This is a genomic window from Bradyrhizobium sp. LTSP885, from assembly GCF_000938305.1.
Lineage (GTDB): Bacteria > Pseudomonadota > Alphaproteobacteria > Rhizobiales > Xanthobacteraceae > Bradyrhizobium.
Window position 1 is genome coordinate 220,794 of record NZ_JYMT01000040.1, and the last position, 18,563, is coordinate 239,356.

At 61.7% G+C, this 18,563-nt stretch carries 23 protein-coding genes; 9 read left to right on the forward strand and 14 right to left on the reverse strand.

Annotation, left to right across the window (positions count from 1 at the left end):
* Window positions 1–18: 18 nt before the first annotated feature.
* Entirely contained in the window at window positions 19–831 is an 813-nt protein-coding gene (locus tag UP09_RS28325; protein ID WP_156164815.1) for a hypothetical protein, read from the forward strand.
* A 97-nt stretch (window positions 832–928) separates the two neighbouring features.
* On the opposite strand, the gene UP09_RS37170 is transcribed toward UP09_RS28325, so the two are convergent.
* The 5 genes from UP09_RS37170 to UP09_RS39055 all read right to left on the reverse strand — a co-directional run bounded on the left by UP09_RS37170 (window position 929) and on the right by UP09_RS39055 (window position 6,171).
* Window positions 929–1,591, reverse strand: coding sequence for an HK97 family phage prohead protease (locus UP09_RS37170; protein WP_082070322.1), 663 nt, complete (start codon window positions 1,589–1,591; stop codon window positions 929–931).
* Between the two features lie 4 nt (window positions 1,592–1,595).
* A complete protein-coding gene (locus tag UP09_RS28335) occupies window positions 1,596–2,519 on the reverse strand; it encodes a hypothetical protein (RefSeq protein WP_044541622.1) in 924 nt (307 codons plus the stop codon).
* Window positions 2,520–2,584: 65 nt separating this feature from the next.
* The gene (locus tag UP09_RS28340) at window positions 2,585–2,965 is read right to left on the reverse strand and encodes a hypothetical protein (RefSeq protein ID WP_197082754.1); all 381 of its coding nucleotides are present in this window, start codon (window positions 2,963–2,965) and stop codon (window positions 2,585–2,587) included.
* 813 nt (window positions 2,966–3,778) lie between these two features.
* Window positions 3,779–5,938: a bifunctional DNA primase/polymerase gene (locus UP09_RS36465; protein ID WP_052833232.1), complete on the reverse strand. Its 2,160-nt coding sequence runs from the start codon at window positions 5,936–5,938 to the stop codon at window positions 3,779–3,781.
* Window positions 5,935–6,171: a helix-turn-helix transcriptional regulator gene (locus tag UP09_RS39055; protein WP_044541625.1), complete on the reverse strand. Its 237-nt coding sequence runs from the start codon at window positions 6,169–6,171 to the stop codon at window positions 5,935–5,937. Before UP09_RS39055 ends, UP09_RS36465 begins: the two co-directional genes overlap by 4 nt.
* A gap of 852 nt (window positions 6,172–7,023) precedes the next feature.
* On the opposite strand from UP09_RS39055, the gene UP09_RS28355 reads away from it, so the two are divergent.
* Together UP09_RS28355 and UP09_RS36470 are read left to right on the forward strand one after the other, a co-directional pair.
* Entirely contained in the window at window positions 7,024–7,755 is a 732-nt protein-coding gene (locus UP09_RS28355) for a carbonic anhydrase (protein WP_044541626.1), read from the forward strand.
* A gap of 76 nt (window positions 7,756–7,831) precedes the next feature.
* Entirely contained in the window at window positions 7,832–8,239 is a 408-nt protein-coding gene (locus UP09_RS36470; protein WP_082070323.1) for a ClpXP protease specificity-enhancing factor SspB, read from the forward strand.
* Window positions 8,240–8,281: 42 nt separating this feature from the next.
* Here the strand turns inward: UP09_RS36470 and UP09_RS28365 are convergent, their stop codons facing one another.
* A complete protein-coding gene (locus UP09_RS28365; RefSeq protein WP_044541627.1) occupies window positions 8,282–9,067 on the reverse strand; it encodes a 2-keto-4-pentenoate hydratase in 786 nt (261 codons plus the stop codon).
* A 75-nt stretch (window positions 9,068–9,142) separates the two neighbouring features.
* Complete coding sequence (locus tag UP09_RS28370) at window positions 9,143–10,171, reverse strand: SDR family oxidoreductase (protein WP_044541677.1); 1,029 nt, start codon at window positions 10,169–10,171, stop codon at window positions 9,143–9,145.
* A gap of 98 nt (window positions 10,172–10,269) precedes the next feature.
* On the opposite strand from UP09_RS28370, the gene UP09_RS28375 reads away from it, so the two are divergent.
* Window positions 10,270–10,698: a winged helix-turn-helix transcriptional regulator gene (locus UP09_RS28375; protein ID WP_156164817.1), complete on the forward strand. Its 429-nt coding sequence runs from the start codon at window positions 10,270–10,272 to the stop codon at window positions 10,696–10,698.
* A 30-nt stretch (window positions 10,699–10,728) separates the two neighbouring features.
* Here the strand turns inward: UP09_RS28375 and UP09_RS28380 are convergent, their stop codons facing one another.
* The 3 genes from UP09_RS28380 to UP09_RS28390 form a co-directional block, all read right to left on the reverse strand.
* Window positions 10,729–11,535: a phytanoyl-CoA dioxygenase family protein gene (locus tag UP09_RS28380; RefSeq protein ID WP_044541629.1), complete on the reverse strand. Its 807-nt coding sequence runs from the start codon at window positions 11,533–11,535 to the stop codon at window positions 10,729–10,731.
* 240 nt (window positions 11,536–11,775) lie between these two features.
* Window positions 11,776–12,141, reverse strand: coding sequence for an RNA polymerase-binding protein DksA (gene dksA, locus UP09_RS28385; protein WP_197082755.1), 366 nt, complete (start codon window positions 12,139–12,141; stop codon window positions 11,776–11,778).
* Window positions 12,142–12,351: 210 nt separating this feature from the next.
* Window positions 12,352–12,963 (reverse strand): NAD(P)-dependent oxidoreductase, encoded by a 612-nt coding sequence (locus tag UP09_RS28390; RefSeq protein WP_044541631.1) that lies wholly within the window; start codon window positions 12,961–12,963, stop codon window positions 12,352–12,354.
* Window positions 12,964–13,068: 105 nt separating this feature from the next.
* On the opposite strand from UP09_RS28390, the gene UP09_RS28395 reads away from it, so the two are divergent.
* Window positions 13,069–13,455 (forward strand): winged helix-turn-helix transcriptional regulator, encoded by a 387-nt coding sequence (locus tag UP09_RS28395; RefSeq protein WP_044541632.1) that lies wholly within the window; start codon window positions 13,069–13,071, stop codon window positions 13,453–13,455.
* Window positions 13,456–13,491: 36 nt separating this feature from the next.
* On the opposite strand, the gene UP09_RS28400 is transcribed toward UP09_RS28395, so the two are convergent.
* Entirely contained in the window at window positions 13,492–13,905 is a 414-nt protein-coding gene (locus UP09_RS28400; protein ID WP_044541633.1) for a flagellar assembly protein FliX, read from the reverse strand.
* 260 nt (window positions 13,906–14,165) lie between these two features.
* Here UP09_RS28400 and UP09_RS28405 point away from each other — a divergent pair, with 260 nt between their 5' ends.
* The 4 genes from UP09_RS28405 to UP09_RS28420 all read left to right on the forward strand — a co-directional run bounded on the left by UP09_RS28405 (window position 14,166) and on the right by UP09_RS28420 (window position 16,723).
* Window positions 14,166–15,290 (forward strand): flagellar basal body P-ring protein FlgI, encoded by a 1,125-nt coding sequence (locus UP09_RS28405; protein WP_044541634.1) that lies wholly within the window; start codon window positions 14,166–14,168, stop codon window positions 15,288–15,290.
* Window positions 15,290–15,646, forward strand: a complete 357-nt coding sequence (gene flgJ, locus UP09_RS28410; protein WP_044541635.1) for a flagellar assembly peptidoglycan hydrolase FlgJ — start codon at window positions 15,290–15,292, stop codon at window positions 15,644–15,646. Before UP09_RS28405 ends, flgJ begins: the two co-directional genes overlap by 1 nt.
* 23 nt (window positions 15,647–15,669) lie before the next feature.
* Entirely contained in the window at window positions 15,670–16,173 is a 504-nt protein-coding gene (locus UP09_RS28415) for a hypothetical protein (RefSeq protein WP_044541636.1), read from the forward strand.
* 166 nt (window positions 16,174–16,339) lie between these two features.
* Window positions 16,340–16,723: a FlaG family protein gene (locus tag UP09_RS28420; protein WP_044541678.1), complete on the forward strand. Its 384-nt coding sequence runs from the start codon at window positions 16,340–16,342 to the stop codon at window positions 16,721–16,723.
* 9 nt (window positions 16,724–16,732) lie between these two features.
* Here the strand turns inward: UP09_RS28420 and UP09_RS28425 are convergent, their stop codons facing one another.
* From UP09_RS28425 to UP09_RS28435, 3 genes are all read right to left on the reverse strand, one after another.
* Complete coding sequence (locus tag UP09_RS28425) at window positions 16,733–17,098, reverse strand: hypothetical protein (RefSeq protein WP_044541637.1); 366 nt, start codon at window positions 17,096–17,098, stop codon at window positions 16,733–16,735.
* A 27-nt stretch (window positions 17,099–17,125) separates the two neighbouring features.
* Window positions 17,126–17,491 (reverse strand): flagellar biosynthesis regulator FlaF, encoded by a 366-nt coding sequence (gene flaF / locus UP09_RS28430; protein ID WP_044541638.1) that lies wholly within the window; start codon window positions 17,489–17,491, stop codon window positions 17,126–17,128.
* 205 nt (window positions 17,492–17,696) lie between these two features.
* Window positions 17,697–18,563: flagellin (locus tag UP09_RS28435; RefSeq protein WP_044539721.1), on the reverse strand; the 867-nt coding region annotated here is incomplete at its 5' end.

Consider the following 18,563-nt stretch of genomic DNA (forward strand, 5'->3'; position numbering starts at 1 on the left):
TCTGAGCGTGGACACTCGTTGGCCTATACTGAATCCATCTTCTTGAAGCCGATTGCTTCTACCAAAACATTCTACGACCTTTACGCGCCGGACTCGCCTATCGAAATATCCGCCGAACTCAGGGTTCGAATTGCAGTTATATTTTCACGAGCCGCGAAACTCGAGGATGTTTTTGCTAGTGGCGAGGACTCTAGCATCGAAATCGAGTCATCTGGACTTGAGCAAGCCGAGACGATTGCGTGGGCTGCCGCCCGATACCTACATGATCAATCTCACATCACTCCTTGCATTTCAAACGTAAGCACAGGACTTCATTCTGTTAATTACCAAGGGGAGACCGTGCCGATCTGGATGGTCAATTCTCCCCGGCAAGTCGAACATTTTTTTCGCTGGTTAATTGTCGCAACAACTCGCGACCCTTCTCAAATGGAGGCACTCTCATCTGAGGCTTTCAGACAGCTTGCGTTTGTTGGCGGCTCAATTGACGGTATCAAGAAAATGACAGGGTCTTATATTTCGTTGATAGGAAAGATAGTACACGACCTCGCATTCCTATCGGACAACGGATCACACATATTTGCCGGTTCATGGCAAGATGCACCCTCACAATTTGTAGCTGGAAACGTCGTTATCTCCGATGAAAACGGCAATACCAAGCAGAACCGCATCGCGAAGCGAGAGAGAAAAATTGCCTATGCAGGTGCTGACCTCTTCTTCTGGTGGCACATAAAGATTGAACCACATCAGAACCGTATTCACATTTGTCCAGACAAGGTCCGTGGCGGCGGCCAAATTGTCGTTGGGATATTCTGCCATCACTTGACTACATGAACGGCAATATTGTGTGGCAGCCAGCCAACGTCACTTGATCGTCCAAAGACCCTTGTAACTTTATAGCAGGGTTTCCGCTTGGCGGCGGCTTGCTCACTCAACCGAAACGCCCTTGTTGCCGGTCATGCATCCTCTGGCGCGTCGCCATTCGCATGCGGCATGACGTGACGACTTGCACGCGCTCAGAAAGATCGGCAACGACGAGAGCCCGGTCAAACCCATCATGATGTGCTCGGATACCCGCGCCTGCGTCGGCTGGCACCGTAACGAGACTCACTTCAAGCAGCTCCCAACGCGTCGCGGTGAAAGTTAGATCGTCGTCGTCCCATCGCATCGAATTGGGGTTGACGACTTCCCCTTGCGCGTCCGCAATCTCCCACGCCTCCACACGATAGCCAGCCGAGATGCCAGCGATCTCGCCGCGAGAAACCATGCCCTCGGCTTTGCGGCCCTCGGCGGTCTGATTGAATGCCAACTTACCCATAAAGGCGTTGCCTCTGAACCATGTGGCCGTGACGCGCCCGAGCGCATGGGCAATTGAAGCTTGCTGATGAGAATCCAAAACTGGACATGATCCGGACCAGACGCGGTTTGTGTCGACAGCGCTTTCGTGAATTCGTAGTACCTCGGTGCCATAAAACCGCTGCACTGGCGAACCCGTTGATATCACGGCCTCGACCGTGTGGGATGTCGCGTCGTAACTGAAAGGCGCGAGATCGACAACGCGGGTCGATGTTATTCCCGCAAGGTCTCTGGTCATCGCTCTATCCCTCTCGCGCGATCTGCACGGTATACGGCTTGCCGACTTTTGCGGGTTGGAACGCACTGTGCACAACAGGATCGGTTGCTTGCCGTGTAGATTTTTCCGCAATGTTCGGACCGACTTCGTTATCGATGTCGTTTAACCAACCGGCCTGCGGGGCATAGCCGCCGCCTTGGCCACGATGAGTTTTGCGAAGAGGATCATTCATCAATGCGCACAGTTTGAGGCGCAGCGCGCGAGCGGCAGTTTCGGTAGGCAATTCGACATCACACCATTTGCCGCACTGGCGTTGCATGCCGTGATGATCGATCCATCTGATCGCGTGCAGGGTGAAGAGCGACGTTAGGGGCGGTGTTAATTCGGCCTCGACCGACTCGGCCACTTCGGGCGCGCGTGGAATCGCTACGTGACCGGCCAGAATACCTGCAACACTGGCGCGCAGGTTGCCGGACTGGACCGTTGCGGCCATTTCAACTTCGCTCGCGACATTGCGCAAATACGCCGCGATTTGGCCGCACTCGAAATTGGCATGACCAACCTCGGCAGTGCTGGCAGCGAAATCGCGCGTCAGAGCGAGCCAAGGGGCGAGTTGCTGTTCGATGGCATCGGTTTGTGCCGCCAGCCGTTCCGATGCGACCTTGCGGGCGGCCGAGTGGCGTTCGATTTCAAGTTTGCCCTCAGTCTCGGCGACCGAACCGGCGAGCGAGGTGATGGCGACGTCGAAGCCTGCAAGCGCACTGCCTGCGGATTCGACTCTCATCTGCGCCGCCTGCGCGGCCTTGCTGTCATCGAGGTCGCCGGTCAAGAGCAGCGTCTGCCTCGCCTCAAGCGCGGCAGTAAGCGCGCTCTGAGCTGCTACGCGCTTGCCTTCGAGAAGGGCCGCACGCGACGTGAGTGCCGAAAGTTCGGCCTCTAGTTTTTGCATTGGGGTTTTCCGGTTGAAAAATGCCATGCGCAGACGCTACGCGCCTGAGCGCGGAGGGATAGCCCTCAGCCTGCGGTCACGGCAGCAACAGGTCCAGATAACGGACCGTTTTGCATCGATACCTGCATTTCGGCATTTTTCTTGGCGCGGGTTTCGGCGGCGAGGCGTGCTGGCAAACCTTGATGCCGTTCTATCCAATCTAAAAGCCGTCGCAGGTCGAATAGCCAAACCCCAGCTTGCAGGATACCGAGCGGTTGGCCTACGGCTGCGGAGTCGACGGCGCGTCGCCTGACGGTATCAGTCGAGCAGCCCGAGATGAAAGCGGCAACGTCGCTGCCGAACGCCGTGCCATCACGATGGGCATCCACCCAATCGCGCACAGGCTTATGCTGTTGCAAAGCTCCGGCCAGCTCAATCAGCTTGTTCGCAACCTCACGGTCATCCATGGCGTCACCGATTAGCAATCGCGGCCATGTTTGCTCACCCCGCCTTTGAAGCACCGCGATGATTGCGTTCTGCGTTGGTGAGAGACCTTTGCTCATCTCGAATATAGTGGCTAACAACGCCATAAGCGAGAATGAGCCTGCCGTTACGGGCTGACATGTTTGGCTCAATACCATCGGTTGGCCCGGACCGACACCAACCCCGGCTGTGCATTTTGGTCTGGCTGGCCCAGAGCCGCGCGCTGGCGCACCGCGTTCGGGGTGGTCGCCGGGGGAGGACCCGAGCGAATGAACAGGGCGACCCCATCAACGCCGCCCGAGGCTGGCACCGCCTCCGGTGCCGCTTTTCGTGTTGGGCTCTCCCCAAGTGCCCGTCCTCGCATCCACTGCATCAGTGAGCCGCGCTGCACGTTGGCTGGCACGTTGGCTATGAAGAATCTGAAGCCAATGCCCGCGATCACCTCATCCTCAGTATTGTCATCATCAGAATTATCGTTTGTTTTCAACGAAGCGCTGCGGCGCGGCGGCGAAGCAGAACGAGTGTGACTGTCGGGCTTGTTCACTGAATCAAGCGGACAGTCACCGGGGCGTCATGCACAGCGCTGCGTAAGGTCACCGGGGCATCATGCGCAGCGCTGCGTAAGGTCAACGGTTTGATCTCTTGTAAAGACGCAAAGGCGGCTCGGCCCCTGCAAACCGATTCCGTTACCAGATTTGTTAGTAGAAATGTAATAGTGTAAAAGTAAGAGAGGGTTAGATGCCTCTCCATCCCCCTTCTCACATAAATGGTATCGGAAGTCGTTGTCGCAGGTTCGGCTAGTCGAGTGCGCCAAGGTTCACTCCCGTAGCGAGACTGTACTTCTTGATCTGGACGGTTTTTCCACCACGCTCAGCTTCTTCTTCCTCTAACGTGAGCAGGCCCAGAATGTGCAGCGCCTGCAATGTACGATCCATAGTCGCACGCGGCTTCTGCAACCGCCGTCGTACGTCGATGACCTTAGCCTCAGGATGGTTAGCTACGTCACGGAGCACGGCAAGCCTGATCTGCGGCATGGAATCCCGTGCGCACCTGATCACCAGAAGCAACGCGTCGTCTTTCGTCATGCCGATGGCAATCGCACCACGCATGATCTGGCACAATTGCTTGGCAAAGCGCGTCGGCATTTCCGGTGCGTGAGAATCGATCACGTCGCCCCTGTAGTCACTCTCGACTCCGGTGCGCGCCAACGTCACGATATTTGCCGCCTCGACGATGATGTTTTCGTCACAGTCAGTGAGCATGTAGACGTTGGTCGGATCGACGGCGTTGATAACGCCAGCCACAGCCTTCGCCATCTCCTCACGCATCGCAGCCTCCACGCCGGTGTTCTGCATGGCACGGCGACCTCCGGTAACACGGCCTAGATTTGAGTCGGATCGTACGAGCACGAACCTGTCGCCCATCGTCGAGATCACGCTATGCGCCTGATCCCATGCCGTCGTGCAGGCCCCCACCACGACAATACGCCCGACCCACGTCAGGGTCTTGCCGCCGTCGGTGCCGACGTTACGGGTCCAACTGCCATCGTGAACTTCTCGAAGCGCAGCGAGGGTCGCACCCCTGACGTTGCGGTCCATGCTCAAAATGCTCGTAACATCCTTGATTGCCAGAATGCCCCTGTCACCAATCTTGCGCAGCAAGCCGCCCGTCGCATCCTTAGCCTTCTGCTTTGCGGGTGAAGCTGACAGCAGTGCAGCATCAGACGTGATGGTCGAGACAACATGTGCGCCGAGCATACTGAGTGCCTGCACCGTTTCGGTTTTCGCGTTGCCGGGGCCAGATATGATCAGCAGCCACGCGGGATCACCTTTCATCCTCTCAGCAGCGACGGTCGCCAGCATGGCGTCCAGTGTCGCGACCTCATAATCCTTGCCGAGCCAGCGAACAAAAACCTCATGTACTTCCGCGAGATTGCGCGGTTCGACTACAGGAGGCGGCTGCGGCGCAACCAGCTCCTCAGCACCATCCACCAGTCGGGGAATATCATGACGCCGCTCGGCCCACCTGACGTCATGCGGGCCTGTGGACGAATCCATCAAGCCGTACAAAAAGTTTACAGCAGCGCCCGCTGACATTCCTGAGCGAACCAGCTTTGCTGCGAGGTCCCGCAGACTGTCGTGGAGATCGCGACCAGCATGAATATTGTCGGTGAGAAAGCCCCAATCAGCGCCACCGTCAGGCGCTCCGTTGCTAAAGGTATTGTCATCCTCGGGACTGGCCTTAGCTTTCGGTCTGCTTTTTGCCCGCGTATAACCGTGCTCGCGAACAAGCAGCTCAGCGGCGTCATCGACGAGCTGCTGCGCCTGCACGTCGTTGAGCGCGGGCAATTCTTCACGCCGGATCGCGCCGGGCTCACCACCGAACCAAACGTAGGGCTGCTTAGTGTCGGGGTGAATACCGAACGCGACGACCTGCTGACCGTCGGCAAGCAGCTCTATTTTCTGATCAACGCTCTTATCGGGCGCGATCAAGTTCACCGTGATCTTCTTGTACGGGGTAGCCGTGCGAAACGGGATGGCGCGCTTGGGCTTGTTGCCAAACCTCACCAGCACGACACCGGCATCTTCGAAGTGGTCGCGAACGAGTTGTTCCACGGCTTCGGCGGCCTCAGGGTTCTTGATGTCAATGTCGAGCGTCGGCAGGTAGCGGGTCAACATGCCGGTACCGGTCGCGCCGGGATACATGTTGGCCCAGATGTCGAGTTCGCCGTCGTTGGTCTCGGTCTTGGTCTGCCACTTATCGATTGCAGGCTTCTTCCCCATCACTGGAATAGGCATGAAGCCAGCAGCACAGAGCCGCTTGCGGGTCTCTGTGTAAGGGTTGGCAGATTGATTGGCGGTTGAGGCTGTGTTACCAATCCCGTCATCGCGACCTGCGATTTCGGAATCTGCCCCGTCCAGCGTGCCACCGCTGGCGGGGTTTTTGATTTCGATCATGGCTGAGCACGACGCTCTTTGCCACGCCTCCGATTGGGATTGAACTCGTCAACCGTGTTCTGCCACTCGGCGACTTGGTCCTCGAACCAAATTCTTCGATTAGCGGAAATATAAGTTGCCTTTGGAAATTTTCCGGTGCGTTCCATCCTCCAAAGAGTCGAACGCGAAACAGGGACAATGTCCAAAACCTGTTCTTCACGCAGCATTTTTCGTGGTGATCCGCTTGCGGTCATCGCAATGCCTCCGTTGGCTTCTGTTGCTGAAATTGCAAATGAAGCCGTCGTGCACCGATGTTATGTGCAGGCGGGGCGGTCCAAGTCCGATGCTGGTTTCTGTCTCCCCAGATCGTTGCTGCTACGGAAAATGACACAGACTCATCGTAGCCGCGCCAGAAACCCTGTCCCAACTTTGCGGCATACGCAAGCGGCCTATCGGTGTTCCGTCCGCCCCTCGGTATGTTTCAGCTAGTCCCGCCTAACCACCCACTCTGAAACTAGGGCCAATTGGGGCCCGGAGGTTGGAAGCCTACGAAAACACCGGGAAAAGTGCCCTTGACGCGAAGTCGTGTGGACCTGACGCCCCAGTGGTCGGTGTCTCCTCGCAAAGTGCACGAAAGCGTCTTTGTAAGGACGGTGACAACAAAGCCCGGTCTCGCCGGGGAGAGCACGTATAAGCCGTAAAGCCATCGCGCAGGGAATGCCGGAGTGCCTCCGCTGAACCTGTATGCTCGTGTGCGTTATCTTTTCTACTCTTGCACACGAGACCGCGGGTGCAGCGTGCACCCGGCATTCCCTGCGCCCTCTGTTTCAACAGGGCGAAACGAAACGCAAAGCTCGGGCAGATCATGTCGCGAGAAGGCGAAGATGCGTCCCCATCCACAGATGTCATCGCCCGGCCTGTGCGCAATTGCGCACATGGACCGGGCGACCCAGTACGCCGCGGCCCATCGGCTCAAGCACGGCCGTCTCTGGAATACTGGTCACCCGCATGCGCGGGTGACAACACCGTGAATGGATTGCTTCGCTTCGCTCGCAGTGACACAAAGCTGCCGGCAATAGCTCTTCCCTTCACGATGGAGAACCTCGATGTGCCAGCTCTGCAAAGCCAAAGCTCCTGCGCAACGGTCTCGACGCCTCTTTCTTGCCGCGGCTGGTGGCATCGCCGCCGGTCTCGCCTTCGGACCACAGGCCTTCGCCAAGGAGACAAAACCGCCGCCAAAGCCGGAGAACCTGCTGTCGCCGGATGCCGCGCTGGACCGGCTGATGAAGGGCAATGCCCGCTACGTCGAGGGCGTTTCGCGTCGGCATGATTTCAAGCACGAACGTGAGGCGCTGGCCGGCGGCCAAAATCCCTTTGCCGCCATCCTGGGCTGCGCCGACTCGCGGATCGCGCCGGAATATGCCTTCGACAGCGGCCGCGGCGATCTGTTCGTCTGCCGCGTCGCCGGCAATTTCGCCAGCGATGAAACCGTCGCGAGCCTGGAATATGCCGCGTCCGCACTCAACGTCCCGCTGTTCATGGTGCTCGGCCACGACAGCTGCGGCGCGGTCGACGCCACCATCAAGTCGCTGAAGGACAACACCACCCTGCCCGGACACCTGCCCTCGCTGGTCAGCGCGATCGCGCCGGCAGTGAAGGCGACCGAAGGCAAGCCCGGTGACCGCCTCGCAAACGCGATCCGGCAAAACGTCATCGACAACATTGCAAAACTCAAATCGGCAACACCGATCCTCAGCGCCGCGGTCGACCAGGGCAAGCTCAAGATCGTCGGCGGCATCTATCGCCTCGGCGACGGCAAGGTCGAGCTGATCGTGTGAGTGGACCGCCCCGCCAATTGAACCTCGCCGCCGCTTCCGACCACAGAAGCGATGGCGAGGTGCAACGGAGACGGCAATGCGCAGGTACGAGTTGGCGGCGAGGCTACTGTTCGCGGCAACACTCCTGGTGACCTCGCGCGCGAGCGCCGAGCCATGCAACACCGTGGCTGCCCGCGCCGGGATGGCAGCCTCGCTCCGTCTCGCCACGGAGGAACGGCCGGTCAATGTCACATTCGCGACCCGCGCCACAGGCGTGAAGGTCCCTGCCTATCTCCTGGAAAACTATCCGGACGAGATGCCCATCGTCCTGCAACATGAATTCGACCGGCTGGTCGTGACGGACGACGGCTTCGACGTCGGCCTCTGGTTCAAGCACAAATATGCCCGCCTCACCGTGTCATTCGACGCGGTGAGGGAATTTTACGACAACTCGGTTCGCACATGCGGCCGCGACGACAAAGACTCGGTGTCGTCCCGGCCTTGAGCCCAAGGCTTTCAAGCAAATGGGCTTTCAGGTGAATGGCTTTCAGGTGAACGTCGCCTCGACCTTGCCGAGCCCGTCGAGCTCCATCACGACGGCGTCGCCGGCCTTCAACCAGATCGTCTTGACCAGGCTGCCGGTCAGCACGATCTGCCCGGCGTGCAGGCCACGGCCTTCGGCGGCGAGATGATTGGCAAGCCAGGCCAGCGCATTGTGGGGATGGCCGAGCACGTCGGCGCCGGTGCCGCGGCTGACTTCCTCGCCATTGATGACCGCGCGGCCGGTCACGCCGAGCAGATCCGGCGCGGTGATGCGCGGCACCGCCGGACCGAGCACGCAGCCGGCGGCGAAGAAATCGTCGGCGACCAGCGTCGGTGCGCCGAGCGTCTCCCATTTGACGTAGCGGTCGTCGACGATCTCGATCGCGGGATGATAGGCCTCGATCGCACCCGCGACCCATTCGGCGGTGAACGGCGCGTCGCCGGCGGTGAGATTGCGCGCGAGCCTCACCGCGATCTCGCATTCGACGCCGACATGGACGTAATCGCCGTGCGGCAATCGCACGCCGCTGTCATGCACCACCTTCTCGAATATCCCGCCGCCACAGGGATGCGGAATGTCGAGATATTGCTGCATCACCGTGCTGGTGCAGCCGATCTTGTAGCCGACGAGGCTGCCGACCTGGGAGCGCAGCAAATCGTGCAGCGCGCGCTGCACCAAATAACCTTCGGCCTCATCACGCGGCACGACGTCCTTGGCCAGTGCCTTCAGCGGCGCGCGGCTGCGGCGCGCGGTGGCGATCACCTTTGCGGCCGCCAAGATCCTGTCCATCGGCGCAGCCTCCCTGTCGTTCTGTTTGCTCGCGGCAATTCAGCACTCAGGGAGGAGTCTGGCAAGCGCGTCCGGTCAGGCCTTGACAAGGCCGAGCCTGATCAGGCTCTCGGCGGTCGCCACGAGCATCTCCGCGTTGCCGCGCGGGCTCCAACCGAGCAGGTTTCGCGCCTTCGCACCGGTCGAGCTCCGGACCTTGCCCAGCAACGGCAGAGCCGCGCGCGCCAACGGATTACGCCGTGCCGCGAGCCGCATCAGCCAGTCCGGCGCCTGGAACCGCGGCACCCGCCGCGCTTTGTCGCCGATTTTTTCGCGCAGCACGCGGGCGACCTGCAGGATCGACATGGTCTCACCGGACACAGCGAGGAAGCGCTCACCCTTCGCTTGGGGCGATGTCATGGCGCGCAGATGCAGGTCGGCGACGTCGCGCACGTCGACGAGGCCGAAATAGATTCGCGGCACCGCCGGCATCGCGCCATCGAGCAGCGCCTTGACGATGCCGATCGACTCGGAAAAGTCCGCACCCAGCACCGGGCCGAATACGGCGGTGGGATTGACCACGGCAAGCTCGAGCCCATTTCCTTCGCGCGCGATGAAGTCCCAGGCGGCACGTTCGGCCAACGTCTTGGATTTCGGGTAGGCCTGCACGCCGTCACCATCGAGATTGGACCAGTCGGTCTCGTCGAACGGCGTCGCGCGCGGCGGATGGCCATAGCCGATCGCAGCAAACGAGGACGTCACGACGACGCGCTTGACGCCGGCGTCCCGCGCCGCGCGCAACACACGCAAGGTTCCTTCGCGCGCCGGGATAATCAGTTCGTTCTCGTCCTTGGGCACATTGGACGCCAGCGGCGAGGCCACGTGAAGCACGTAATCACAGCCGGCCACCGCGGCAGGCCAGCCGTCGTCACGCAGCAGATCGGCAGCAACGAAACCGACCTTGTCGGGCGTATCAGCGCCGCCCTCGCGCAACATCGCGACCACATCCTTCGCTCGATCAAGGTTGCGCACGGTGGTCCGCACCTCGTGCCCGGCAGCCAGAAGCTGCAGGATGGTGTGTGCGCCGATAAACCCCGACCCGCCCGTGACCAATACCGTGCTCATGTTGTCGCCCTTCTCCATGGTTCAGCGATGTCAGGAAATCGCGCCGGCCGCCCTGCCCAAGCCGCATCTGGGTCCCTATGTGAGTTTGGGCAAGTAGAATGAATTTCGAGACTGGTATGGAAAACAATACCACCGATCCCTGCGGCAACCGCGAATGCGAGGGGTGCATCGCCGATCCTGCCCTGCTTTCCGAATTCAAGCAGGCGATCCACGCGCTGAGCGGCAAGTGGAAGCTCGAAATCCTCGGCACCTTGATGGATGGCGGCGTGCGCTTCGGCGCGCTGCGCCGCGCACTGGCGCCGATCACCCAGCACATGCTGACGGCGCAGCTGCGCGAGCTGGAGCACGACGGGCTGGTGTCACGAAAGGTGCTCGCCGAAAAGCCGCTGCAGGTCGAATACGAGCTGACTGACTCAGCCTGGGGCCTGTTGCCGGCATTCCGCGAATTGCTGGCGTGGTCGAAGACCTTTGGTCCGCGCCGAACCGCGGTGGCGGGCGGGACACAACTCGGGGCCGGAATCAGCTGAGTGTCGCCTCGCCACCGCGAAAGGTTGTGTCTAGCTCATACCGAGCGCGCGACGGATCGCGATCTCGACTGGCGAGTAGGCGCCGTCCTCGCGTTCCAGCCGATATGGCTCCGCCGGGCTCAGCTCGGGCTGCGCCATGAAGCGCGGCGCGGTTCCCCGATGCTTCTGCGCCGCATGCACGAGGAAGGGATGGCACAAATAGACCGTGCCCGCCTCACCCGTCGCCAGCGCGACCTCGCAATCGGCGCCCATGTCGTCGAGCAACATGCGCGCGCGTCCCGCTTCGCCCGCCGGCGCCAGGTATCGCGCCATTGGCCAATGCGAACCGACCCTGATCCGTGTCGGCGCGTCATTCTCGCCGACATCGGAAAACAGGAACAGCATCAACAGCGCCCGGCCCCGCGAGTTGATATTGACGCACCAGGCGGAGAAGTCTCGCCGCTCGTTGGGATCGCAATCGTCGCCGGCAAAGCCGGCATCGACATGCCAGCCGGCGTCGCCGGGATCGTCCGGATGCGGGAAGCGCACCGGAAAGGTCCCAATGTTGTGCCGCGGACGCCAGCGGCCGGGGCCGGCGATCTGGTCGAAGGCCTGATACAGCATCGGCCTATTGATCGCCTGCCGGAACGGCTCCTCGCCATAGCCGGGCAGCCGCACCACCGGCCGCGTCCAGGTCGACGGATCGTGCTCGCTGCACGGCAGGTCGCGCCACATGATGGCGCGGCCGGCATCAGCGAGTTCGCGGGGAAAGGCACCGTCGATCCTGACGAAGCCCTGTTCGATGAATTGCTCAATTTGCGCGTCGTCAAGCGCACGCGCGTCGTCTCGATGGGTCATGATTGTCTCTCAAACATTGGTCGCCAGCCATCGCCGCTCCGCGACACGCGGAGTCAGGCCGGCCCATTCGGTTCACTGGAATCCCGCGAGCCAAAGGTCGCGGGGCCGATCAACGCTTCCAGGTGGAAGCGGGATCAGCCCAGGAAAAACACCGAAGCGATGTTGAGAGTACGTGTCATCATGGCGGCGCGACCCTACAACCGGCGCGCGCCGGGTTCAATCCGTGGCGATCAGCCGCCACTACTCGTCGCGATAGACCTTCTCGCGCTTCTCGTGGCGTTCCTGCGCCTCCACCGACAGCGTCGCGATCGGACGGGCTTCGAGCCGCTTCAGCGAAATCGGCTCACCGGTCTCTTCGCAATAGCCGTAGGTGTTGTCTTCGATGCGCTGGAGCGCGGCATCGATCTTGGAGATCAGCTTGCGTTGACGATCGCGGGCGCGCAGTTCGATCGCGCGGTCGGTCTCAGAAGACGCGCGGTCGGCAAGGTCGGGATGATTGACGTTCTCTTCCTGCAGCGTCTGCAGCGTGATCTTCGACTCGCGGAGGATTTCGTCCTTCCAGGCCAGGAGCTTGGCGCGAAAATACTCGCGCTGCCGCTCGTTCATGAAAGGCTCTTTTTCAGTCGGCCGGTAGTTCTTCAGCTTTTCCAAAGGCAGCCATGTCCCTGTCAGGCGGAGGGAACAACTCCCCCCCGCGCGGCGCCTTATATAGCCATGACATGTGACAGACAATGCCTGCCACCGGCAAACGCGGGCCGCCGCCAAGGCCTTGCACAGGCAAACTTATCCGGCCCGGTCGGAGGCGGCCCCGCGGCCTCAATAGCCGACCGTGAAACGCTGGCGGAGATGGGCCGGACGCTCGATCTCGTCGGCGAGTGCAACTGCGAAATCCTCGAACGAGATCCAGCTTTTTCCGTCCGTGGCGGTCAGAAGCAGGTCGGTCCCAAGGCGGAACTTGCCGGTCCGCTCGCCGTCCACGAACAGCGCCGAGGGCGACAAAAAGGTCCAGTTCAGGTCCTTTTCCTGCCGCAACAGGTCGAGGAACTCAGAGCCTTTCGTGGCTTCGGCCTTGTATTGGGCCGGAAAGCCCGGGGTTGTGACCAGCCGCACGCCGGGCGCAACCTCGAGGCTGCCGGCCCCGCCGACCACCAAATAGCGGCCGACCCTGGACTCCTTGGCAGCCCCGATCAGCTTGGCCGGGTCGCTGGCGAGAAAATGGACCGAACTGATCGCGGCGTCATGGCCGGCCCAGAGCGCAGCGAGCCCGGCCTGGTCGTCCACGTCGCCCTTTTTAGCGGTGACATCAGGCAGTGCAGCGATCTTCTCCGGATTGCGGGCGATGGCGGTCACGGTATGCCCGCGGCGGGCGAGTTCCGCTGTGATGCGCGAGCCGGCCCGGCCGGATGCGCCGGCGATGGCGATCTTCATCTCAAATCTCCGATTGGTTGGTTTCCGATGGTGACTAGATAGCGAAATGAATGTAGGTGTGAAGAGCGCACTTATGCGTCACCTGATTACGCCGGAGTAACCGCGATGAAAGCAGCAAGCCTGAAACCGGATGCCTATTCGGCCAATTGCCCGACGCGCCATATCCTCGATCGGGTCGGCGACAAATGGGCGGTGCTGATCCTGTTGCTGCTGCGTGACGAGCCGATGCGATTCAACCAGCTGCGCCGCGCCATCGAAGGCATCTCGCAGAAGATGCTGTCGCAGGTTCTGAAAAGTCTCGAGCGTGACGGACTGCTGCGCCGCCGCGCGATCGCAACCGTTCCGGTCACGGTGGAATATTCGATCACGCCGCTTGGGCTGACGCTCGCCGGCGCCGTCGATCCGCTGCGCGACTGGGCCGAGCAGAATTTGAAGGAGGTGCTGGCCGCGCAACGCCGTTACGACGTCCAGCGCAAGGCGCTGGCGGCCTGAGGCACTGACAAGACGAATGAGCGGATGCGGCAGAGCCTAAAACTGCCCGGCCTTGGCGAGTTCGACTTCGACCCGCAGCTCGATCTCGCCGAGCACGGCATCGAGGCCGGGGTCGCCGGAGGATTCCTTCAGGTTTGCGGCAGCGCTGCGCAGCCGGGTCACCGTGGAGGCATCGAAATTGCCGGAGAGCAGTCCGAGCTTGAGATCGTCGAGCACGTCGAGCGCGCCCTTGCCGCGGGCCACCGAGCGCTTGCGGCGTTCGGTCGGATCTTCCACGCCCTGCAGCGCGAGCAGCGCATCGAGACTGGTCGCGGCCTTTGGCGCCGCGGTGGAGCGGACGTCGTCGGCGGTGGTGCTCGTGTCAGGCAGCGAGAAACCGGACGAAGAGGTGCGGCGCGTGCTGCTGGTGGACGTGCCAAGCGTGGTGCCGTTCGGTCCGTAGATGCGCATCGTGATGCTCTCGCTGTCTCGCCGCGAGCATCGCCGCTTTATGGTTAACAGTGCGTAAACGACCCGGCAATTTCTGCCGCCGCACGGCAGTTTCGCGCGGGCTGACAAACCGGAATGAAACGGCTCGCCGACAATTTCGACAAACATATCAACGTATTGCTTACGCAAAACGACATGGCACAGGGCTCGCATGGTTAATGGCGGATCACCGTCATGGGAGTGTCGCGTGATCCGCGAGTTAGGTTGAGGGGAGCACTGGGATGCCCGGCGTCCGTACGGCAAATCTATTGGGACTGGCCTGCGCCGCGCTGTTCGCGCTGGCGGCCTCGGCCATGCCCGCAGCCGCGACGTCGCGGATCAAGGATCTCGCCAATATCGAAGGCGTGCGCCAGAACCAGCTGATCGGCTACGGCCTCGTGGTCGGCCTCAACGGCACCGGCGACACGCTCAACAACATCCCCTTCACCAAGCAGTCGCTGCAGGCGATGCTCGAGCGCATGGGCGTCAACATCCGCGGCGCCACGATCCGCACCGGCAACGTCGCCGCCGTGATGGTCACCGGCAATTTGCCGGCCTTCGGCACCCAGGGCACGCGCATGGACGTCACCGTCTCCGCGCTCGGCGACGCCAAGAACCTGCAGGGCGGCACCCTGCTCGTCACCCCCCTGCTCGGCGCCGACGGCAACGTCTACGCGGTGGCGCAGGGCTCGCTCGCGATCTCCGGCTTCCAGGCCGAAGGTGACGCCGCCAAGATCACGCGCGGCGTGCCCACGGTCGGCCGCATCGCCAACGGCGCCATCATCGAGCGCGAGATCGAGTTCGCGCTCAATCGTCTGCCCAATGTGCGGCTCGCCTTGCGCAACGCCGACTTCACCACCGCCAAGCGCATTGCCGCCGCGGTCAACGACTATCTCGGCGTCAAGACCGCCGAGCCGCTCGATCCCTCCACCGTGCAGCTCTCGATCCCTCCGGAGTTCAAGGGCAACGTCGTCGCCTTCCTGACCGAGATCGAGCAATTGCAGGTCGAGCCGGACCTCGCGGCCAAGATCGTGATCGACGAACGCTCCGGCATCATCGTAATGGGCCGCGATGTCCGCGTCGCCACCGTCGCGGTCGCACAGGGCAATCTCACCGTCACGATCTCGGAAAGCCCGCAGGTCAGCCAGCCCAATCCGCTGTCGCGCGGACGGACCGTGGTAACGCCGCGCAGCAGCGTCTCGGTCACCGAGGACGGCAAGAAATTGGCCGTCGTGAAGGATGGCGTCTCGCTGCAACAGCTCGTCGACGGCCTCAACGGACTCGGCATCGGGCCGCGTGACCTCATCAGCATCCTGCAGGCGATCAAGGCTGCCGGCGCGATCGAAGCCGACATCGAGGTGATGTGATGACGAGCCTGATCAACAGCAGCGGCGGCACCATGCCGAAGCAGGCGCTCATGCCGCTCTACAACAGCCGCCCCGATCCCGTGCTGCAGGACGCGCTCACCAAGGTACCGGCCCAGGCCCAGGCCAAGGCCAAAGCCACCGCGACCGATTTCGAATCGATGTTCCTGAACTCGATGTTCTCGCAGATGACGAGCGGCCTGAAGGGCGACGGCCCGTACGGCGATACGGTCGGCACCGGCGCGTGGCGATCGATGCTGACCGACCAATATGCGAAGAACTTCGCCAAGGCCGGCGGCGTCGGCATCGCCAATGATGTGTTCCGCTCGCTGATCATGCAGCAAGCGAACCAAAGCTAATTCGGCTCCCGAGGAGAAGCACGATGAACCAGCGTCCCCCGCAGCGGCCCACACCCACGCCCGCCCCCGCCGCAAGGCCCGCGACGTCGACGCCGCCCGATGTCATGAGGCTCGCCAAGGAGCTGATGGACGTGATGAGCGCGCTGCTCGGCGTCGTCGAGCAGGAGACCGAACTGGTGCGCGCCGGCAAGGTGCGCGAGGGGATGCGGCTCGAGGTGCAGAAGGCGGATCTGTCGCGGCGCTACATGATCGCGGTCGAGCATCTGAAATCCATGCACAAGATGCTGTCACAGACCGAGCCAGAACTCGTGGCGACGATACGGCGCCACCACGACACGTTCCGCGCCATGCTGCAGGTCAATTTGACGGTACTCGCCACCGCGCACGCGGTCTCCGAAGGAATCGTGCGCGGCGTCAACGCCGAGGTGCAGCGCCGCAACATTCCCAATACCTACACCGCGGCCGGAAAGCGCGCAGCGCCCGGCCCGCGCAACATGACGCCGCTCGCCGTCAGTCGTTCGCTCTGAACGCACGCGCACTCCTTACAATTTTCCTCAATTTGAAGCGCGCCCGTCAGCGCGCTCTTCAGCGTGTTCCCTAACAGCCTGTTGAGAGGTTCCCCGTAGAGTTGCGGATTGGGACGGGTTGGGATTTGACTCAAGCAAACTAGTGCCGGTGCACTACGAGGCTGCCATGAGTACGGATTTCAACATCAAGCCGGTGGGGGCACCGGTTGCGGCGCCGATGGTCTCTCCTGCCAGCCAGACGGCGCAGAGAGCGGTCGCGACCGAGCTGCCGCCGAGCCAGAGCGTGACCGCGCCCGAACCGACCGTGCGCGTCAGCATCGACTCGAACGCGGCCAATGCTCCGCAGTCAAATCAGACATCGGTCAAGGACCAGGTCATCATCGATCACGACGCCGGCGAAGTCGTCTACCAGGTGGTCGACAATCGCACCAACCTGGTGGTGAGGCAGTTTCCGGAAGAAGCGGCGTTGCGCCGCCGCGCCTATTTCCACGCGCTCGACCTGAGCAAGGACGCGCCGACGCGCGCACGCGCGACCGACCGTCAGGTCTGAAGCAAATCGTCAGGTCGCCTGGTTGGCGTAAGCCTGATCGAGATAGGTCGATCCGGTCGCGGGATCGGTGACGACGTTCTTGATCAACGCGGTGCCCGACTTGACCAGCGCGAACTTCGTATCGCCGATCCGGAATCCACCGTCCTTGATCAGCACGTCCTGGTACTTGCTGGTGCCGTCACTCTGATAGTGAACCTTGGCGCGGAAGCCCGAGACGTTGGACACGGTGATCTTGAACGTCTTGTTGTTGGCGTATTTTCCGCTCCAGTTGCCCTGATAGAGGCTCGGATCGACCGCCACGTAGGGCGTGTTGGACGGGACCGTCAGGCCAACGGCCTTGTAGTTGGCCGACAGGATGCTCATCAGGTCGGCCATACTAAGCCTCCTTTGAAAACAGGCCGATCAGCCGCGGCCGGACAGACCGGCGGCAAGATTGCAGTTGATATCGATCAACGACTTCAGCTTCGCCGGATCGGGATTCATCTGCATATCGATGGTTTGCTTCATCACGAACACGCCGATATTGGCGACGTTCTGCCGGATCTCGAGCGGCTGCGGATTGTCGTCGCCCTCTGCGGCGCTGATGAAGATCGACCAAAGACGGCGGTTGAACAGCAGCGCGATGTCCAGCTCCTTGCCGGGACCAGTCCAGTTGGTCTGGACGTCCTGCAGCTGCCGGGCAGCTTTCAGCAGGGCTTGCGCTTCAATTTCGCGGGGGGAGGCCGTCGTCGCAGATGTGCGTGCGTAGGCCTGGGCAGCATTCGACATTCAGTAACCTCGATGGAAGCGGATTTCTCGGGCCGCAGAAGCGCAATTCTAGCGCTCGATATTTATGCATCCGGCGCCTTTAGATATGGTTATCAGCCGTTACGAAATGCGCCCTTCTCGCGGCACAGACAAACACCGTAATACTCCGGACAAAGACAAAAACGGCGGGGTTTCCCCCGCCGTCATTGAACCACTGTCACCGCATCTAGCGGAGCAGTTGCAGCACGCTCTGCTGGCTCTGGTTAGCGAGCGCCAATGCGGACACCGCGATCGACTGGCGGGTCGACAGCGCCTGGCTGTTGGCCGCTTCCTCGTTGGTGTCGGCCAGCGTCAGGTTGGACGAGCCGGTCTGCAACACGTTGATCAGGTTCTTGTTGAAGTCCTGACGGATCTGCACGACCGAGAGGTTCGAACCGAGCGACGACGCTTCCGAGCGGAGCGTGTCGGAGGCCGAGCCGAGCTTGGCAACGATGGCGTTTGCCGAGGTGCTGTCCAGGAAGTCGGTGCCAGCAGTCAGCGAACCGAGACCGAGGCCGCCTGCGTTGAAGGTCACGCCCGAGATGTTGAGGGTGGACTTGCCGGTTTCATTGAACGTCAGCTTCAGATTGTCGCCGTTCAGCAGGTTGACGCCGTTGAAGGACGAATCCTGGGCGGTCGTCGTAATCTGCTGGATGATGACGTTGTACTGGCTGACGAGGTTGCCGCGAGTCGACTGCGAGGTCGGATCGGCAACGGCAGCGTTGACCGTGCCGACCGTTGCAGCCGTCGTGCCCGAGATGTCGACGCCTTCACCGGTCGGGGCAGCGCCCGTCTTGGTGATCGTCTGGCTGGCGGCATCGTTGGTGGAGGTGAAGGTCACCGTGTCGGCGGTCGCGGAGACCGACGCCGAGACGGCAACGCCGTTCGAAGACAGCACGCTGTTGAGCTGATCGAGCGTCTTGACGGTCGCGGTGCCCGCACCGGTCGCGAAGCTCGAACCGATTGTGACCGCGAGCGAGCCGGTAGCCGTCTTGAAGGTGATGACCGAACCGCCGAGCTTGCCGGCGTTGAGGTCGGTGGCCACCGTGGTGCC

Excerpts from the sequence above, each read along its gene's own strand:
- UP09_RS37170 (WP_082070322.1), bottom strand. The coding sequence starts at position 1,591 with ATGACCAGAGACCTTGCGGGAATAACATCGACCCGCGTTGTCGATCTC.
- UP09_RS28335 (WP_044541622.1), bottom strand. The coding sequence starts at position 2,519 with ATGCAAAAACTAGAGGCCGAACTTTCGGCACTCACGTCGCGTGCGGCC.
- UP09_RS28340 (WP_197082754.1), bottom strand. The coding sequence starts at position 2,965 with ATGGATGACCGTGAGGTTGCGAACAAGCTGATTGAGCTGGCCGGAGCT.
- UP09_RS36465 (WP_052833232.1), bottom strand. The coding sequence starts at position 5,938 with ATGATCGAAATCAAAAACCCCGCCAGCGGTGGCACGCTGGACGGGGCA.
- UP09_RS39055 (WP_044541625.1), bottom strand. The coding sequence starts at position 6,171 with ATGACCGCAAGCGGATCACCACGAAAAATGCTGCGTGAAGAACAGGTT.
- UP09_RS28355 (WP_044541626.1), top strand. The coding sequence starts at position 7,024 with ATGTGCCAGCTCTGCAAAGCCAAAGCTCCTGCGCAACGGTCTCGACGC.
- UP09_RS36470 (WP_082070323.1), top strand. The coding sequence starts at position 7,832 with ATGCGCAGGTACGAGTTGGCGGCGAGGCTACTGTTCGCGGCAACACTC.
- UP09_RS28365 (WP_044541627.1), bottom strand. The coding sequence starts at position 9,067 with ATGGACAGGATCTTGGCGGCCGCAAAGGTGATCGCCACCGCGCGCCGC.
- UP09_RS28370 (WP_044541677.1), bottom strand. The coding sequence starts at position 10,171 with ATGAGCACGGTATTGGTCACGGGCGGGTCGGGGTTTATCGGCGCACAC.
- UP09_RS28375 (WP_156164817.1), top strand. The coding sequence starts at position 10,270 with ATGAATTTCGAGACTGGTATGGAAAACAATACCACCGATCCCTGCGGC.
- UP09_RS28380 (WP_044541629.1), bottom strand. The coding sequence starts at position 11,535 with ATGACCCATCGAGACGACGCGCGTGCGCTTGACGACGCGCAAATTGAG.
- dksA (WP_197082755.1), bottom strand. The coding sequence starts at position 12,141 with ATGAACGAGCGGCAGCGCGAGTATTTTCGCGCCAAGCTCCTGGCCTGG.
- UP09_RS28390 (WP_044541631.1), bottom strand. The coding sequence starts at position 12,963 with ATGAAGATCGCCATCGCCGGCGCATCCGGCCGGGCCGGCTCGCGCATC.
- UP09_RS28395 (WP_044541632.1), top strand. The coding sequence starts at position 13,069 with ATGAAAGCAGCAAGCCTGAAACCGGATGCCTATTCGGCCAATTGCCCG.
- UP09_RS28400 (WP_044541633.1), bottom strand. The coding sequence starts at position 13,905 with ATGCGCATCTACGGACCGAACGGCACCACGCTTGGCACGTCCACCAGC.
- UP09_RS28405 (WP_044541634.1), top strand. The coding sequence starts at position 14,166 with ATGCCCGGCGTCCGTACGGCAAATCTATTGGGACTGGCCTGCGCCGCG.
- flgJ (WP_044541635.1), top strand. The coding sequence starts at position 15,290 with ATGACGAGCCTGATCAACAGCAGCGGCGGCACCATGCCGAAGCAGGCG.
- UP09_RS28415 (WP_044541636.1), top strand. The coding sequence starts at position 15,670 with ATGAACCAGCGTCCCCCGCAGCGGCCCACACCCACGCCCGCCCCCGCC.
- UP09_RS28420 (WP_044541678.1), top strand. The coding sequence starts at position 16,340 with ATGAGTACGGATTTCAACATCAAGCCGGTGGGGGCACCGGTTGCGGCG.
- UP09_RS28425 (WP_044541637.1), bottom strand. The coding sequence starts at position 17,098 with ATGGCCGACCTGATGAGCATCCTGTCGGCCAACTACAAGGCCGTTGGC.
- flaF (WP_044541638.1), bottom strand. The coding sequence starts at position 17,491 with ATGTCGAATGCTGCCCAGGCCTACGCACGCACATCTGCGACGACGGCC.